This is a genomic window from Levilactobacillus yonginensis, assembly GCF_964065165.1.
Lineage (GTDB): Bacteria > Bacillota > Bacilli > Lactobacillales > Lactobacillaceae > Levilactobacillus > Levilactobacillus yonginensis_A.
In genome coordinates, this window is sequence record NZ_OZ061550.1 from 63,194 (window position 1) to 80,159 (window position 16,966).

15 protein-coding genes and 3 pseudogenes are annotated in these 16,966 nt (G+C 40.6%); 8 read left to right on the plus strand and 10 right to left on the minus strand.

The features are described from left to right. Positions 1–2 precede the first annotated feature (2 nt). Entirely contained in the window at positions 3–1,127 is a 1,125-nt protein-coding gene (locus AB3Y94_RS12685; RefSeq protein ID WP_367296548.1) for an ArdC-like ssDNA-binding domain-containing protein, read from the plus strand. A gap of 157 nt (positions 1,128–1,284) precedes the next feature. Here the strand turns inward: AB3Y94_RS12685 and AB3Y94_RS12690 are convergent, their stop codons facing one another. The 3 genes from AB3Y94_RS12690 to AB3Y94_RS12700 all read right to left on the minus strand — a co-directional run bounded on the left by AB3Y94_RS12690 (position 1,285) and on the right by AB3Y94_RS12700 (position 2,880). Further along, entirely contained in the window at positions 1,285–1,374 is a 90-nt protein-coding gene (locus AB3Y94_RS12690; protein WP_021353390.1) for a putative holin-like toxin, read from the minus strand. Positions 1,375–1,559: 185 nt separating this feature from the next. Further along, on the minus strand, positions 1,560–1,988 hold the full coding sequence (locus AB3Y94_RS12695; protein WP_367296549.1) for a restriction endonuclease subunit S: 429 nt from the start codon (positions 1,986–1,988) through the stop codon (positions 1,560–1,562). Next, positions 1,960–2,880 carry an IS30-like element ISLsa1 family transposase gene (locus tag AB3Y94_RS12700; protein ID WP_367296550.1) on the minus strand — a complete coding sequence of 307 codons (921 nt, stop codon included), beginning with the start codon at positions 2,878–2,880 and terminating at the stop codon, positions 1,960–1,962. Before AB3Y94_RS12700 ends, AB3Y94_RS12695 begins: the two co-directional genes overlap by 29 nt. Before the next feature lie 93 nt (positions 2,881–2,973). Between AB3Y94_RS12700 and AB3Y94_RS12705 the strand changes: the two genes are divergently transcribed. Beyond that, positions 2,974–3,483, plus strand: coding sequence for a restriction endonuclease subunit S (locus tag AB3Y94_RS12705; RefSeq protein ID WP_367296551.1), 510 nt, complete (start codon positions 2,974–2,976; stop codon positions 3,481–3,483). 173 nt (positions 3,484–3,656) lie between these two features. Here the strand turns inward: AB3Y94_RS12705 and AB3Y94_RS12710 are convergent, their stop codons facing one another. Further along, the gene (locus tag AB3Y94_RS12710) at positions 3,657–4,709 is read right to left on the minus strand and encodes an IS30 family transposase (RefSeq protein WP_367294742.1); all 1,053 of its coding nucleotides are present in this window, start codon (positions 4,707–4,709) and stop codon (positions 3,657–3,659) included. 70 nt (positions 4,710–4,779) lie between these two features. On the opposite strand from AB3Y94_RS12710, the pseudogene AB3Y94_RS12715 reads away from it, so the two are divergent. Continuing rightward, a pseudogene (locus AB3Y94_RS12715) lies at positions 4,780–5,656 on the plus strand (IS30 family transposase). 207 nt (positions 5,657–5,863) lie between these two features. After that, on the plus strand, positions 5,864–6,433 hold the full coding sequence (locus AB3Y94_RS12720) for a recombinase family protein (RefSeq protein WP_024305871.1): 570 nt from the start codon (positions 5,864–5,866) through the stop codon (positions 6,431–6,433). 415 nt (positions 6,434–6,848) lie between these two features. Here the strand turns inward: AB3Y94_RS12720 and AB3Y94_RS12725 are convergent. The 3 genes from AB3Y94_RS12725 to AB3Y94_RS12735 form a co-directional block, all read right to left on the minus strand. Then, positions 6,849–7,624 (minus strand): IS5-like element ISLpl3 family transposase gene (locus AB3Y94_RS12725; protein ID WP_367295374.1). Its coding sequence is split into 2 segments (ribosomal slippage): positions 6,849–7,300 and positions 7,300–7,624, totalling 777 coding nucleotides; the frame shifts between segments, so codons are not numbered across the junction. A 151-nt stretch (positions 7,625–7,775) separates the two neighbouring features. Beyond that, positions 7,776–8,207, minus strand: a complete 432-nt coding sequence (locus AB3Y94_RS12730; protein ID WP_045353756.1) for a universal stress protein — start codon at positions 8,205–8,207, stop codon at positions 7,776–7,778. Next, positions 8,204–9,799, minus strand: coding sequence for an Nramp family divalent metal transporter (locus tag AB3Y94_RS12735; RefSeq protein WP_215680417.1), 1,596 nt, complete (start codon positions 9,797–9,799; stop codon positions 8,204–8,206). Before AB3Y94_RS12735 ends, AB3Y94_RS12730 begins: the two co-directional genes overlap by 4 nt. Before the next feature lie 123 nt (positions 9,800–9,922). On the opposite strand from AB3Y94_RS12735, the gene AB3Y94_RS12740 reads away from it, so the two are divergent. The 4 genes and pseudogenes from AB3Y94_RS12740 to AB3Y94_RS12755 all read left to right on the plus strand — a co-directional run bounded on the left by AB3Y94_RS12740 (position 9,923) and on the right by AB3Y94_RS12755 (position 14,072). Then, positions 9,923–10,576 (plus strand): metal-dependent transcriptional regulator, encoded by a 654-nt coding sequence (locus AB3Y94_RS12740; protein WP_367296552.1) that lies wholly within the window; start codon positions 9,923–9,925, stop codon positions 10,574–10,576. 326 nt (positions 10,577–10,902) lie between these two features. Beyond that, positions 10,903–11,832, plus strand: coding sequence for an IS30-like element ISLpl1 family transposase (locus AB3Y94_RS12745; protein ID WP_114894114.1), 930 nt, complete (start codon positions 10,903–10,905; stop codon positions 11,830–11,832). A gap of 90 nt (positions 11,833–11,922) precedes the next feature. Beyond that, a pseudogene (locus AB3Y94_RS12750) lies at positions 11,923–12,507 on the plus strand (recombinase family protein). Between the two features lie 359 nt (positions 12,508–12,866). Then, a complete protein-coding gene (locus tag AB3Y94_RS12755) occupies positions 12,867–14,072 on the plus strand; it encodes an NAD(P)/FAD-dependent oxidoreductase (RefSeq protein ID WP_002825823.1) in 1,206 nt (401 codons plus the stop codon). Between the two features lie 159 nt (positions 14,073–14,231). On the opposite strand, the gene AB3Y94_RS12760 is transcribed toward AB3Y94_RS12755, so the two are convergent. The 3 genes and pseudogenes from AB3Y94_RS12760 to AB3Y94_RS12770 all read right to left on the minus strand — a co-directional run bounded on the left by AB3Y94_RS12760 (position 14,232) and on the right by AB3Y94_RS12770 (position 16,949). Then, positions 14,232–14,660, minus strand: coding sequence for an IS3 family transposase (locus AB3Y94_RS12760; RefSeq protein ID WP_225350461.1), 429 nt, complete (start codon positions 14,658–14,660; stop codon positions 14,232–14,234). 480 nt (positions 14,661–15,140) lie between these two features. After that, on the minus strand, positions 15,141–15,632 hold the full coding sequence (locus AB3Y94_RS12765) for a helix-turn-helix domain-containing protein (RefSeq protein WP_141639496.1): 492 nt from the start codon (positions 15,630–15,632) through the stop codon (positions 15,141–15,143). Positions 15,633–16,514: 882 nt separating this feature from the next. After that, a pseudogene (locus AB3Y94_RS12770) lies at positions 16,515–16,949 on the minus strand (DDE-type integrase/transposase/recombinase). Positions 16,950–16,966: the final 17 nt, after the last annotated feature.

Here is a 16,966-nt window from a genome sequence, read left to right on the forward strand (position 1 = left end):
CAATGCCGAGTAAAGCAGACGTTAAAGCCTGGAAAGCACAATTAGTCGCTCAGGCTGAACAACAAATCCTAAAATTAACCGATAGTAGCCAATTTAAAAAGTATCTCAATACCCTGGCTAAATTCCATCATTATAGCACTAGAAACATTGATTTAATTTATGCGCAAAATCCGCAAGCCACTCAAGTCGCCGGTTTTAAGCAATGGCAGACGGCTTTTAACCGCACCGTCAACCGGGGCGCAAAAGCGATTCGGATTGCGGCCCCGATTATTAAGAAGTTAACACCAGCCGAGCAACAGCGTCTTGATACTACCGACGAACGGGCCATTGTCGGTTATCGTTATCTACCCGTCTTCGATGTGTCACAAACTAGCGGTGAACCAGTGTTAAGTGCTAAAGACTTTGTCAAAGAAAATTTGGCCGATCATCAGAATGTAACGAGCTTGTATAACGCGTTCAAAGACTATCTCAACCAGCAACCCGACCTTAAAGTCAGTGAAGTTCCTTTAGCGACGCTAAATGGGGCTAAGGGGTATTTTCAACCCAGCACTAATGAAATTGTTATTGGTAGTGATGAATCCGATAATGCTTTAAAATTGAAGACGTTATATCACGAATATGCGCATAGCCAGCTACACGGATTAAAATCAGCCTTTAAAGATCGGCCACGAGTCTATCAGGAAACCCAAGCCGAAGCGATCGCGTATGTTGCCATGCAAAATATTGGCGTTGATACCAGCAACTACTCACTCGGTTACGTGGCCACCTGGGCCAAAGATAAAGCCGTAATCCATAGCGCTTTAAGTGAGATCCAGCAAGTGAGCAACAAAGTGATTGAGCTTAGCGATGGCTTAACCAAACAATTAGGCTTACAAGAAGCCCAAAAAGAGCCTGAGCATGATTTAAAAAAGCTATCAGCCCATGATCTTAATAAGTCCTATCAAGGCTTACAACAACAAGTTCAGCAAGCAACTAATTCACAACAAAAAGCACAATTTAAAAACCAGTTACATGAGATACACGAAGAAATCAGTGAGCGAACGCAAAAGCAGCTACAAGCATTTGCTAAAAAGAATCCAGAAATTAAACAACCAGATTCTGAACCCGATCAAAGTCTAAAACGTTAGCCAGTTTTTAAAGGGCATGCTATAATGGAGACAGAAAAAGGAAGCCCCGCCGAAAACAGGACTTCCCACGCAAGCCGCTTCAAAGGCGGTGGCATAATTACAAAACTATATTAATGTCGTCCCGTAACTCGCCAAAGTTATAATCGGGGCGGCTTTTTTATTTGTGGTGCTTGTCGATATAGCTGAGGAGCGCGATTAAAAACGTGCCAAACAGCAACATCAACGAGAGTGTCTGGAAGACGCTCATTGACTGTGAAACCTTCCTGAAGATTATTCCATGTTCCCATGGGCCTCACCTCACAAGGGAAAAGACAGCCACCGCCCTTAAAACTTCCTGCGTAATCTATTATACAGGTGAATTAAGTATTGACCAAGCACAATAAAAATAGATCATGGAGTTTCATAGGATCCTAAATTTGATCAAATTAAGAATCAGCAAAACATCTTTTGTAGATACCCTTTTTTGAGTTCCTGGAGTTTTTCAAGCTTACGCTGGTTGACTGCGATGAGGTTATCGAGCTTAGTTAAAAATTCCCCAATCTTGATTTGCTCTGTTCTCTCTGGTGCCGATGTTTTGATTCTGCTCAGTAAAGGATATTTCAAATTCCACGTATCAGACGTAAGCCCTTGTGAATTTCGTTGAAATATTTGTTTCATCTCTGTTTGCTTGAATTGATAACCGAAGAATGTTGAACTCTCCCCATTGGCCGGAACAAGGACCGTATACGCAGGGCTCACAATGCCATCATATTTGGAAACGCCGCTGGCAGCCTGCCACATACGCATAGAATTATATGCAATATCGTCTTTCTTTACAAGGCAAATTACAAGTTTAATCCGAACAAGCCCGGAATCTTTCAATGGCAGTCTGTTGATGATGTATTTTTAATGGTCGTTGATTAATTAGTTCAAGTGCTGCTAGGATCTCATCAGTCGTTACTTGGCTAAAATTGGTCTTTTTCGGGAAGAACCAGCGTAACCGTCTATTAAAATATTCATTGGAACCTCGCTCCCATGGTGAATATGGATGGCAAAAATAAACTTTGATCTGATAATCCTGTTCTAAGGCCTGATAATTGGCAAACTCTTTACCATGATCAACAGTAATGGATTTTACTTGGGGACCGAAGGCCCCCATAAACTTGCTAAAGGCGGTGTTTAGAGCCTTAGCCGTTCTATTAGGGGCTTTGATGGCCCATAGAAGTCGGGTCTTACGTTCTACGAATGTAACCAGACATGATCGTGACTCACTTCGACTAGAAAGCACCGTATCTACTTCCCAATGACCAAAAGCTAACCGTTGATTAACAGTTGTTGGCCGTTGTTCGATGGAAGTCCCACTTGTAAATTTCCCACGATTTTCGCTCACTCGGTGCTGGCGGACATTCCGATTGGGTAGATCAGTCAATTTGAAGGGGAGCCAGCCACGATTAAGCCAATTATAAATTGACGCAGTGCTCAAGTTATAAGCGGCCGCAATGGTTTCTGGTGACCAGGTTAATCGTAAGTGATTGGTAATTAAAGTCGCTAATGCTGCCGTCAGCATCGAACGACGGCCGCAATTCCGCCTTTTGCGATCTGCATCTTGCTGAGCTAATTCTGGATCATAAGGTTTAACCCGGTCCAACTCATAGCTAATCGTAGCTTTGGCGACGCCTAAGGCGTCAGCCATTACTTGGTAAGATTTATTCCCCTCATTGACCAGTTGTGCTAGTGCGCCACGTTGAAAACGTGATAAAGTAGATGTACCCAAAGTAATCACTCCCTATATTGGTTGGAATTAGCTACTACCATTGTAAGTGATTGCTTTGGGCTTTTTAATTTCTGTTCGGATTAATTATAGAATTTGCCACGTTTAAATAAGGCGAATGAATTATCAGAGTGGAATAAACTTATTTCAACTGGAACACAGGCTAATCTAAACGCAGATAAAGTTAAAAATTTCCAGATGTATTTACCGAAAAATCATGACGAGATTAAGTTAATCAGCACCTTCTTCAAACAAATAGATAACACTATCGCTCTTCATCAGCGTAAGTTAGCTAAGCTTAAGGAACTTAAACAGGGCTATTTGCAAAAAATGTTCCCCCAAAATGCTAGTAAGTTCCCGCAATTAAGATTTAAAGGTTTCACTAACCCTTGGGAACAGCGTAGGTTGGGTGAACGCTTCGCTGAAAGAGTAGACCGCTCAGGTGATGGTGAAATGTTATCCGTCACGATTGCTAACGGTGTTGTGTTAGCAAACAGCCTCGACCGTAAGGATAATTCCAGCTCAGATAAATCAAATTACAAGGTTGTAGTAGATTGTAAAATTAATCCGAACGCTGTTCGGACAAAAAAGATCAGCTTCCTTTAAAATGGTGTTTACCACAAACCCATCTTTTAGGAACTGATCTTTTGTCTAGTATAACCTATTCCGAACGAATTAAAATCGAAACCTTTTCGCAAATTGCAAGAACAAGTTAGTCACTAGGACCAAATACTGATACCAAGGGATTCTCAGGGGTTGAAGTTGGTGGCGCGAGGAGCCTAGCCGCAGGCGGCGGCGAAGAGTTCGGCGGGAGTCTGGAAGCCTAGCAGACGACGAGGTGTGTTATTCAACTTGTCCGCTGTTCTAGCAACAGCCCGAGGACTTACGGCGTCTAAGGACATGCCTTTGGGAAAGTCATAGCGGACCATCCGGTTATGGACCTCATTGGTTCCCCGTTCACTAGAGGTGAACGGGTGCGTATGAAAGACTGGTGCCACTGAACGCAATGCCTCGCTCAGCAAGGCAAACTCAGGTCCGTTATCAGCGGTGATCGACTTGATAACTGGTCCATACTCTGCGAGGATTTCTCGCAGGGCGTACTCAACCGAATCGGCGTCACGCCCGTCAATCAGACGGATAAATTGGAAGCGAGTTTGACGCTCAATCAGGGTCATAATCACACTCTCATGGCCATCACGTTTACCAACGATAGTATCAATCTCGAAATGACCAAACGTCTTGCGAGAGTCAACTTCAGCCGGACGTTCTTCAATACTCCGTCCCATTACACGCTTATTTTTGTGATTAACGTGCTTGGGTAGTCGCCGCCGCATTTTCTCGGTAAGATCTAAGTTACAGACCTCTAAAAGTTGTTCGTCGATGTACTTGTACAACGTTTGGGTACAGACCATCTCGTCAGGCCGAAAAAGGTTTAACACCTTGGCGCGGCCTACAGCAGCATCTGGAGCCCAGCCATCAGTCTTAAAGTGTTCTACAAAGAAGGCTATAAAGTCAGCCGCCTGGAAGAACTTACAAGGCCTGTGGCAGGCCTTGCGGTTCTCGTGGTACCGCTGGTCGGCTAGTTCCGCCACGTAGACCTCATAGAAGACTACGTTACCGTTAACGATTTTCTTATTGGTTACCAAGCCTCGCTTGATTTCGTTGTTTATGGTTTGCGGGCTAACGCCAAGTAACTCAGCAATCTTCCGCCGAGAAAGCTTGTCGTGGTTAAAGTAGACCTCAATGTTTCCACGCTCTTTCAAAGTTAGATGGTGACCCTTGGGACGATTCATGGTAAGCTGTTCTTGCATCAAGACGAAGACCTCTTTCATTGTTTGTGTGAGAACTCCAATGATACCTGAGATTTACGTCTTGGTGTATTTATTTTGTCCTAAATTTCAAGTGGCTAACTTGATTATAAAATTCGCCATCGAAACCTTTTGTGAACTAGGGCTGTCCAATATCCAAATGGGCGTTCGGCTGAACCGATCACCGTCAACAATTTCTTATGAATTATCTCGATGTCAACCTTATCAGGCTGAATTAGCACAAACAGATGCCGAATACAAGCGATCACGATGTGGTCGGAAAACTAAGCTGGTCACCAGGAATGATTGCTCACGAATTTAAACTAGCGACTAAATCTATTTATAATTGGCTAAATCAGGGGAGAATTGGTTTCTCCTTGAATGATCTACCTGAACATGGCGTACGCCAACGGCGTAACGTTGACCAACGATCCAAATATAATCAATCTTTGGGGCGATCAATTGAACAGCGTCCCATGATGATTAATCAACGTAATCGCATCGGTGATTTTGAACTAGATACAGTCGTTGGCCCTCGTGGGCATAGTAAGGCAGTTTTATTAACTTTAATCGATCGCAAATCACGGTTCCTTTGGGCCTACCGATTAAAAAAACGGACAGCAGTAACTGTTAATGAAACCCTAACTAAGTTTCTAGCAACTTTTAATGGCCCGGTGCATAGTTTTACGTTGGACCGTGGCACTGAGTTTAGCGGTCTAGTATCACTTGAAGCACAATACGGTATTAAGACCTATTACTGTCATGCTTATACGCCAGCTGAACGTGGTAGTAATGAACGCTTTAATCGGAATTTACGTTATTTTTATCCTAAGGGGACTCGTTTTGAGCACATTAGTGCTCAAGATTTAACGACGACGTTACTCCAAATTAACCAGCGACCGCTTAAAATACTTAACTGGCAAACACCGTATCAGGTTATGCTGACCAATTTGTCCAAAAATTCGGATTAAATTTGCAATCTACCTTGAGAGACGATTTATTCATTATACGCTCTCTAAAAGTTGTCTCAGAAATCAGCTTACATCCATAATGATTAAAATGTTTAGATAGAACAAGCCAGGTCACAACTTAACAGTTGTGGCCTCTTTTTTGATACTGTATAATTAAAGGGTTAGAACCGTGTCATTACTTAATGACATAAGTAAGGAGATAAAAAGATGAAATATGGCTATGCGCGGGTCAGTACCACTGATCAAAAATTAGCAAATCAAATTGAGTTACTAAAATTGGCAGGAGCAGAAAAAATCTTTCAGGAAAAGTTTACCGGCACAACTACTGAACGACCGGAGTTTCAAAAACTGTTGCGCGTTCTAAAAACAGGCGATACTTTGATTGTCACTAAGTTGGATCGGTTTGCGCGGAACACGCGCGAGGCGTTAGCCATTATCCAAGAGTTGTTTAAAGAAAATGTCAAAGTTAACATTTTGAATATGGGCTTAATTGACAATACGCCGACTGGCCAATTAGTCTTTACAATATTTAGTGCCTTTGCGCAGTTTGAACGCGATATGATTGTCACGCGCACACAAGAAGGTAAATTGTATGCCAAGCAACATGATCCGTCATTTCGGGAAGGACGACCGAAAACGTATTCTGATGAACAGATCAGATTTGCTTATGAGTTGCGAAAACAAGGCATGACTTATAAGATGATTGAACGAAAGACGGGGATTAGTAAACGCACGCAGCAGCGTCGGTTTAAGTTAATTGAAAAAGATAGCTTCTAAATTTATTTAAGATGGCTTAAATTAGCCTAAACATGAATACTTAAATAATCGCTTACTAAAAAGATTACTGCTTGGTTTAAGTAGTCTTGAGAAATATTCATTTTGAAATTGGAGGCATTAAATTATACTAGCTTTCTATATAATATTAGTTGTGATAGGGTTCGATATGAACTACAAGAGGCCCGCTCAATTGTTAGTTGAGCAGGCCCTTTGTGGGTATTTTGATAAAGGGTTAGTCACTCTATGCTAATTATAAGTCTTAGTTTCCAAATAGAAACATATTTATCAAAATAATACAGTTTATACGATGGATGTTAGTCTCTACAATGTGTTTCATAGCAGTTGATAGTTACGGTTAAAAACCGTATGCAACAATTAATAAGAAATGCAAATTTTACTAGGGTCCGTCTGAAAACTACTTAAGTAAGATGCAAATTGAGGCAATGTAGACCGTAGCCAGATAAACATGAGCGAGCTTATCATAACGCGTTGCAATCCTACGAAAGTTCTTCAACTGATTGAAGAAGTTCTCAATCAAATGGCGCTCACAATAAACGTGGTAATCACAGGTCCACTTGTCTTTGGTATTTTCCTTTGGCGGAATGGTATAGACGCCTGCTTTATCTTCAATATACTGGCGAAGTTTCGCGGTGCCATAGGCTTTATCCGCGATAATATTTGATTGAGAAATATCGAAGCCTTCCAGCAACTCACTGGCAACTTGGCTATCATGTACTTGACCACCTGTTAGGCGAAAACCCAAGGGATTCCCTAATCCGTCAACGAGTGCGTGAATCTTGGTCGTTCGGCCACCTCGACTTAGTCCAATAGCTTGATTTTCGACCATACATTCGGCGTTTTTTTTACCCCAGTGGCCTTTTGATGCGCTCGAACGATCGTTGAATCTAAGCTCAAGTTTTCCATGTCGGGATCTTCAATCAATTCGAGAAAAACCTGTTCGAACAAGCCTGAACTTACCCAGGCTCGGAAGCGGCTATACACCGTTTTCCAAGAGCCATAGCGTTCAGGTAGATCACGCCAAGGAGCCCCGCTGCGCATGAGCCAGAGGATAGCATTGAGGGCGGTACGGTTGTCTAGGCTTGATGGACGGCCAGTCCGGTATGGTGGGAAGTATCCTTTGATTCGGTCCCACTGAGCATCTTCCAGTTCGTATCGTTTAGGTGTTGTCATCGGAATGCCTCGATTCGTTTTTCCTCAGATTATACCTGAATTTTTAGTTTTCAGACAGTCCCTAGTCTTCATTATAAAATTTTCTTAGCTGTATAAAAGCCGGCGTATTATTAGAGTCTACAAACTCTAATAATACGCCGGCTTTTATACATTATCGGATAACTAATACCGAAATTGGTGAATATTTAGCCATGTAAGCTGCTTGACTACCAAAGTGACGTCGAATGCCCCGCTTGGCTTCAGAGCCAATGATTAAAACATCTGGTTCTACGTGTGGAATAATATCTTTCACAATGACTTCACCAGGTTCACCTTCAGCTACTAAGGCTCGTACATTCTTGACACCAGCGGTTTGAGCTTCTTTTTGGTATTCTAAGATATGCTTTTCCAGCTCAGTTCGCTCGCCGTGAACGAAGCCTTTACTTAAAGCTTGATACACGTTCATGTCATCTTTTTCCAAGACAGAAACAATAACTAATTCTGCTTCATCTTGAATGGCTTGATTAATGGCATGCTTAAAAGCTAATTTAGCATCAGCAGAATCATCGACACCTACTAGGATTCTCTTAAAAGCTGTACTCATTGTTTAGCCTCACTCTCAGTTTGATGAGCTGCCAGCTTAGCAGCGTAACGTTTATTGCCGCGATATAAATCATAAATGGTCCATGCCAATAAGGCTAAAATTCCAACAATCAAAATATTGGCAATAATTGAAGATAGGTTCTGTTCAGCTGTTGACGGATTATCTCCGAAGAAACCTAGAATTGAGTCCGGTAATCCTTTAAGGTTCAAAACAGTTAGCGCAATAACTGAGAACCACCCTAAAACCTTGACCCATAGTGAGTTTTTAAAACGTTGGCCCATTTCTACCTCACTATTTGTCATCATTAGTAACGGCAACATGGAGAATGGAAGGGCAAATGCCAAGAATACTTGGGAGTTATTCATTAAATTATTTAAGGCAGTATGTTCAGCAATAGCACTTTTTCCGCTGGTAAGGGCAACACAGATCAAAACAGGAATAACTGAAATTAACCGGGTTACTAGACGACGTAACCAGAGCGGCATACGCATGTGTACAAAGCCTTCCATGATTACTTGCCCTGTTAGAGTACCCGTGATAGTGGAGTTTTGCCCAGAAGCTAATAATGCCACTGCAAATAGGACCGATAAGACCCCAGATTTAGCAACTGCAATCAAAACGCCGTTACTTAACATAGAAGTATTAGATAGCGCTTGATACAATCCGAAGAATGAAGGATCCTTGACAGCTCCGGTCTTGAAAACAGCAACCCCCATGATTAATAACAATGAGTTAACAACAAAAGCAAAGGATAGTTGAATGTTTGAATCCCAAGCGGAAAACTTGACTGTTCGAGCAATATCGTCCTCATCATCATGGTCAACTTTTCGTGTTTGTGATACGGCCGAATGCAAGTACAGGTTATGGGGCATAACGGTTGCTCCAATGATACCTAAAGCACCTGATAAGGGTGTCATACCAGCAACTGATTTAGAACCTGAAAAAGTATCGGCAGTAGGGACGAGGCCCTTAATTACGCCGCCCCAATCTGGATTTGATAAAGCCACTTGATAGACGAAAACTGCTAAGATCACAATAATTAAGCAAACAACAATAGCTTCGATTTTGCGGAAACCAATTTTAGTTAATAATAGCAAAACTAGAACATCTAAAACAGTTATGAAAACTGCAATAACCAATGGAATATTGAACAGGAGATATAAGGCAATTGCGGCCCCGATAACTTCGGCAATATCCGTAGCCATAATGGCCAATTCGGTTAAAATCCATAGGACAACCCCTAATGACTTGCTAGTCCGGGCACGAATGGCTTGGGCCAAATCCATCTGACTCACGATACCAAGTTTAGCTGCCATGTATTGTAAAAGCATCGCAATCAAACTTGACATCAAGATGACAGACATTAGTAGGTACTGGAAATTTTGCCCACCGGTGATTGAAGTTGACCAATTACCGGGATCCATGTAGCCCACGGCGACCAATGCACCAGGCCCTGAATATGCAAATAAAGTTTTCCAAAAGCTCATATTTTTGGGAACTTCAATTGTGCTATTAATTTCTTCTAGCGAAGGACCGTTAGCATATTCTATTAACTTATGCTTTTTGACGCTCCCCTTTTCTTCCTTGCTCAACTAAATCTCCACCTTTCTACAAATAGGCTAACATTTAAGCCTTTGTTATTGTACAATAAAAGTCAGAAAATTTAAACATTTTTTTAGGCATGCTTAAAATTATTCCGCTTGTGGGTGAATAAAATGAAATCAAGAACAAGTAATTATTTAAAGACTATATACGAGACTAGCTATACGCAAAGATGGACCTGTAACAAGCAACTTGCAACAATGTTAGGCGTGTTGCCTGGATCAGTTACTGAGGCAGTTAATCGATTAATTTCACAAAAATTAGTTGTTAAAAATAAAGGCCAGATTAGGTTAACGAAACGGGGCTATCAGCTAGTTGCAGATTTGATGTATCGTTACCGTCTATGCGAGATTTGGCTCGCGGATAATATTCAATTATCACTACCAGAGGTTCCTAGACAAGCATGGCTAATGTCAGCTATCGATAGTTCTGTAGTAATGGCTAAGTTAAATCAACAAATGGCTTATCCCAAAACGAGCCCATTTGGAGGTGCTTTAAAGTTAGAATCTTTTTCCAAATATCAGCACCCAACTTTGCTATCCTTATTATCAATACCAGTCGGGAAAGAAGTTAAAATTATTAGTTTTTTAGAAACACCCGCTACAATTCATTATTTTCAGCATTCTGGCTTGCATCTCGGGCAAGTATTGACCATTAATAGTAAGAATACAGTATTACCAAATATTTCAATAACTGATGTTAAGGATAATGAGTATCTGATTGATAATTCGATGGCTGTTTATATATATTGTGAGCTCTTAAGTTAAAAGCTTTTAAAGTTCTATAGTAGTCAAATCTTTATAAATAATGGTATTTATGAAGAACACTAAAATGAGAAATAGGAGATAATAATGATTAATCATCCTAAACAAAGGTCAAAATTGATTTATCAACATCAATGGAAACACCAACACACTATCAAGGCAGAACAACGTATGCTGAAGAACAAACAAAGACATACTTTTCGAGTCTTAAATTAAAATTATAGATACAGGGTAGATTGTAAAATTAATCCGAACGCTGTTCGGACAAAAAAGATCAGCTTCCTTTAAAATGGTGTTTACCACAAACCCATCTTTTAGGAGCTGATCTTTTGTCTAGTATAACCTATTCCGAACGAATTAAAATCGAAACCTTTTGTGAACTAGGGCTGTCCAATATCCAAATGGGCGTTCGGCTGAACCGATCACCGTCAACAATTTCTTATGAATTATCTCGATGTCAACCTTATCAGGCTGAATTAGCACAAACAGATGCCGAATACAAGCGATCACGATGTGGTCGGAAAACTAAGCTGAGCGATGAGTTAAAGCAAAAAATTCTCAACCATTTACGTCTAAGCTGGTCACCAGGAATGATTGCTCACGAATTTAAACTAGCTACTAAATCTATTTATAATTGGCTAAATCAGGGGAGAATTGGTTTCTCCTTGAATGATCTACCTGAACATGGCGTACGCCAACGGCGTAACGTTGACCAACGATCCAAATATAATCAATCTTTGGGGCGATCAATTGAACAGCGTCCCATGATGATTAATCAACGTAATCGCATCGGCGATTTTGAACTAGATACAGTCGTTGGTCCTCGTGGGCATAGTAAGGCAGTTTTATTAACTTTAATCGATCGAAAATCACGGTTCCTTTGGGCATACCGGTTAAAAGATCGGACGACAGCGACTGTTAATGAAGCACTAACTAAGTTCCTAACCACTTTTAATGGTCCGGTGCACAGCTTTACTGTGGACCGTGGCACTGAGTTTAGTGGGCTAGTATCACTTGAATCACAATATGGTATTAAGACCTATTACTGCCATGCTTATACTCCAGCTGAACGTGGTAGTAATGAACGCTTTAATCGGAATTTACGTTATTTTTATCCTAAAGGGACTCGTTTTGAGCACATTAGTGCTCAAAATTTAACGACGACGTTACTCCAAATTAACCAGCGACCGCTTAAAATACTCGACTGGCAAACACCGTATCAGGTTATGCTGACAAATTTGTCCAAAAATTCGGATTAAATTTGCAATCTACCTAGTGGCTATTTTTAATTATGTGATATACTAATAATTAAAATGTTCATTAGAACTGTCCAAAATTAAGTGCTGGCAATGGCTAGAATCGGTTATGCGCGCGTGAGTTCCAAGGAACAACATTTAGATCGACAGTTAGCAGCCTTAAAAGGTGTTGATAAATTATTTACGGATAAATTAAGTGGAACCAATACCAATCGGCCGGAGCTTCAGAATATGTTGACCTATATTCGGGAAGGTGATGTGGTATTAGTCACTGAATTAGATCGCTTAGGTAGAAATAATCAGGATTTAACTAAGATCATGAACACCATTCAAAACAAGGGTGCCACCTTGGACGTCCTAAATTTGCCATCCATGGCAGGGAATGTTGATCCTAATTTGCGTCAACTCATGAATAACCTCATCATTGAACTGTATAAGTACCAGGCTGAAAGTGAACGTAAGCGGATCATTGAGCGCCAGCAACAAGGGATTGCCCTAGCCAAACAGCAAGGTAAATATCATGGGCGGAAACCTCAATATGCCGAAGATGATCCCTACTTATAACACGCTTTTAAGCTTTATCAAACGGGTATGAGTGATGTAGATGTTGCCCGTAATACAGGGATTAAACGGACGACCTTTATCAGATATCGAAAGAAATTCAATATACAAAGATGATGTTTACATGATAGAATCATAGCAGAGCGGACCACTTGAAACTTCTAACTCCACTAAAATCCGAGAAATGACCAAGAAAAGTGACAACTCTTCGAATATTGTTACTTCAAATTAAAATCAAAAATGATTACCTTAAAAATTGAGGTTTTTTAATTAAAATAATATTATTTTATGCTGTGTTATCCGCAATTCTAAATCTGGATCATAGTGATATTTGATAGCTTTGTAGCAGTATGTAAATAAAATTATTATTCTGATAAAAGCAAGCAACGATTGACAATTCTGATCGTTATTTTTCGAATCATGGCGTTTTTATATTACAATGATCCTAGAAAAAGTAAAGTTATGGAGGCGATTAGATGAGTGATTTGGATCAGACAAACAGCTATCGATACGTCATTGTTGGTGGCGGAGTGGTTGCTGGCTATGCCATCAAGGGAATTCGACAGGAAGATTCAGAGGGTGAGATCTTAATTATTTCGCAAGAGGCGGATGTCCCATATGAACGACCGGCACTGAGTAAAAAACTATGGCTAGATGATGAATTTACTGAAGAGAACATTCAGATTGGTGCTGAAAATTATCCCAATGTGACTTTTAAGTTCAAGACAACGGTTACGGCTATTAATCGGCAAGATAAGGTCATTACATTGGCCGATAGTGAGCAAATCAAGTATGAACAGCTATTGCTAGCAACTGGCGGAGAACCTAGACAAATCCAGGGACCTTCTGATCCACATGTGCTAGTCTTTAGACAGTGGTCAGATTATCGCAAGTTACGTAAATTTAGTGGTCCGAACAAGCGAGTTGTGATCATTGGTGGTGGATATGTTGGTACAGAGCTCGCATCGTCACTGACCCAAAATGAGACTGAAGTTACGATGATTTTTCCAGAAAAAGCGCTGGGTGAGGGTAAATTTCCTGAGTCTATTCGGACTGAGTATGAAGCCACGTTCAAACGCAATGGTGTCACACTGATGAGTGGTCAGTTTGTCCAATCATATCAACGCCAAGGTGACCACTTGACTCTATTGACAAAGGATGGTACGGTGATCGCAGCCGATACGATCATTGTTGGGTTAGGCGTTACGCCGCGGATTAGTTTAGCTGAAGACAGTTGTTTGGATTTAGCTGATGGTGGTGTGAAAGTTAATGAGTATCTCAATACTAGTGACCCAGCCATCTGGTCTGCTGGAGATATTGCCTCTTATCCAGATCACATCTTGGGTCGGCAACGGATTGAGCACGTGGACCATGCCCGACTTTCTGGTGAATTAGTTGGCCGTAATATGGCAGGTGCTCACATGAGCTATCAGCATACCCCATACTTCTATTCCATGATTTTTGATATTTCCTGGCAAGCAATCGGTAATATTGATCCTAAATTGCAATTGATTTTTGATCGGCGAACGCATGGATCGCTTGTCTATTTCATAGATACCGATAAGTTAGTTGGTGTTTTAGTTTGGAATGTTAAGGTGAATCTTGATGATGTTCGCGCATTGCTTGCGAACGCTCCAGCTACAGATGATCTGGTGGGCTCCATTCGAGAGAAGAAGGCTTAGTATCTGGATGAGATATCGGTGAATCATTGCGTCATCACGAATGTACTTTAGAACAAAATGGCCATCATTAACGATGGCTCAGTAGCAAATAAAAACTAGCCTTGAGTCATTTTAAAGTGCATGAAGTGCAACACAAAAGTTAGACAAAAGTAAATATTATTATGCCGCTAAGGTATGTTCTCGATATTCACACGGGGACATACCCTTTGTTTTTGATGAGATTCGTCGGTAATTGAACCAATTAACATATTCTAAAGAAACTGCTTTTAATTCGGCTAAGCCTTTACACGGTGGGAATCCAGCCAAACATTCGGTCTTATAAAGGTGAAAAAAGCTTTCAATCGGGGCATTATCATGACAATTTCCCTTGCGGGACATACTTTGGATAAATTCATGTTCAGATAATTTTTTTGTATAGGAATCTAGTTGGTAATGCCATCCTTGATCGGAATGAGTGATGGGTTGAACATTACTTGGTAACTTATTGATTAATTCATCAACGGTCTTGGTTATTAGAATGCAATTGGGACTATTACTGATTTGAAATGCTAAAATTTCCTTGCTGGCCTCGTCGGTAATAGCTGAGATATAAGCCCATCGTGGTTCGCTAAGCGAATTTGCGTAATATCTGTATGGAGTACTATATAAGGCTTAGCCTGTTTAAAGTCTTGTTCCAAGAGATTTTCGGCGATCTTACCGACGGTACCCTTATAAGAGGAATATTTACTACTGTTCTTGTTCCGGTTATAAAGACTCACTTGTACGCCCAATTCATCTATTAGTCGGCGTACAACCGCATCTGCGATATGAACATCAAGCTTAATTAGTTCATCTTGAACCCACCGGTAACCGTAGGTTAACCGACCACGATACTTACCATTTTCAGCATATTTATCATTATGATTTTTGATCCTTTTACGTTCATCATGATGCGTGGCCTTCTTAAGCCCAATGGCACTAAGTATATCGCCAATTCTATAACGTTGTTTCTTGGGTAACTTGACTTGATCCGCCCTGATCTGATCAACTATTTCTTTTTTTTGATGCCCTTTGAAGGTCCGAACAGGGTCATTGATTTTTTAGGATGTCATTCTCCAACTTTGTGTCATAGAATTCCTGATTCTTTTGAGCGATCTCGCTTCGTAAACGCTCGATTTCACTCTGTTTTTCTAATTGACGAATCTGTTTTTTAGAACGTTTCGTTTTGGTTGACCTACCTTTGGGATGAGGCTCTAAGCTAGAATAGCCGTCTCGAATAAGCGTTTTTCGCCAAACACTAATCTGACAGGCTAAAACGTTGTATTTTCCGGCAACCTCGGCTAAAGACTCATCATGAGTTTGGTAGTAGTTTATCACATACCATTTAAATTCTGCCGAGAACTTACGCCGAGTTTTGTACCGCTTAAGTGTTTCAATGCCGTTCAGATGATATTGTTGAAGCCATCGATTAACTTGTCGCTTGGGTAATTGATGATTTCTTGCTAGTTCCGCTCCGGAAGTACCGTCGCTGAGATGTTCATTTATAATTTGAGCTTTTAAAACAGAACTATATTTAACCATGAAAAAAGTACCTCACAATCGTTAGACTTCTTTGTCTAACAATTATGAAGCACTTCACTAAAGGGCATTTTTAACTCTGCACAAATTGATGAAGGTAGTATCTGAGGTGATTGGTACAAGCAATATAATAACACGGATTAAGGCATAAGAAAAGCCCCTACAAGACCAAGAGTAAGGGCCAACGAATCATACATGAAAGGGCATTTTCATGCACTTAAATATTAACACTTTTTTACGTAATAAAAAAGCACTCTAGAAAGGAACTAGCGAGCTTTTTTAAGGCAAAGATTTTCTGGAATAAAATCTAAGCAAGAGGTAGATTAACTCTGGGACACTCAGAGTATAACACTTCTTCAGAACAAGAAAAGCCCCCTACCAGACTGACAGCAAGTACTCACAAAACGTAAATGAAAGAGCATCCTCATGCAAACAATATGATATCACAGATGAAAGTAATAAAAAAGCCCTTACCCATGGGGGATAGGGACTCCTTCAATCAATCAACACACATGCACGTACACAGAGATACCTCTCCACGCACTTATATACTACCACCAACTAGTACAGGATTGCAACAATCCATAACCCAATCCAGTCAATGGCACATACAGCACCAATGAATCCCCAGTTGAGAAAAGTGGATACCAGAAATATCCAAAAGCAGGATTTCCGTAGCGTTTTCAAGTCGGCATAACTAAGTTGTGACTTACATTCCTCTTTTCTACGTTTGGATCTCTGTACCCGATTTTCATGATGATACCATCTGGACATTGACGCAATCTTAAAAATATCTCGAAATATTTCTATTACTTTCTTCTTATGGTTCTGGTGCAAAATTATAAATGGGCTCACATGAATTGATCGTTCTGGGCTATAGGCAGTTTACGCTGCCAGCATTTGTTTTAATTCATTGATCACTGAAAAACCAAGGAGACTTCCGTTTCTTCGGTTTTCTTTCCTCATTGCGTGAATAACTTCAACTCCAGCCAGGGTACTTGCTGCCGTGCGTATGTTTTGAAATCCTGCTGACTGACGATGTCTTTTGATAAATCGATGATCTTGTTCAATTAAATTGTTGCGCTATTTGGAACATTGATGGGCCTTTAGGTCCATCAAACCGTCTTTAGCCACAGGTTTAATTGCTCTGAGCGTTGCGCCATAGTGGTGAACTCAGCGCATGATCGTTGTATGGTTTACCGAAACACCCCGATCAGCCATAATTTCAACGATATCACGATAGCTTAAATTAAATCTAAAATAATAGCCAACGGCTAATGTGATGATATCTCGATTAAAATGACGACCTTTAAACCCAATTCATGTCATCAACTCTC

Excerpts from the sequence above, each read along its gene's own strand:
- AB3Y94_RS12685 (WP_367296548.1), top strand. The coding sequence starts at position 3 with ATGCCGAGTAAAGCAGACGTTAAAGCCTGGAAAGCACAATTAGTCGCT.
- AB3Y94_RS12690 (WP_021353390.1), bottom strand. The coding sequence starts at position 1,374 with ATGAGCGTCTTCCAGACACTCTCGTTGATGTTGCTGTTTGGCACGTTT.
- AB3Y94_RS12710 (WP_367294742.1), bottom strand. The coding sequence starts at position 4,709 with ATGAAAGAGGTCTTCGTCTTGATGCAAGAACAGCTTACCATGAATCGT.
- AB3Y94_RS12720 (WP_024305871.1), top strand. The coding sequence starts at position 5,864 with ATGAAATATGGCTATGCGCGGGTCAGTACCACTGATCAAAAATTAGCA.
- AB3Y94_RS12730 (WP_045353756.1), bottom strand. The coding sequence starts at position 8,207 with ATGAGTACAGCTTTTAAGAGAATCCTAGTAGGTGTCGATGATTCTGCT.
- AB3Y94_RS12740 (WP_367296552.1), top strand. The coding sequence starts at position 9,923 with ATGAAATCAAGAACAAGTAATTATTTAAAGACTATATACGAGACTAGC.
- AB3Y94_RS12755 (WP_002825823.1), top strand. The coding sequence starts at position 12,867 with ATGAGTGATTTGGATCAGACAAACAGCTATCGATACGTCATTGTTGGT.
- AB3Y94_RS12765 (WP_141639496.1), bottom strand. The coding sequence starts at position 15,632 with ATGGTTAAATATAGTTCTGTTTTAAAAGCTCAAATTATAAATGAACAT.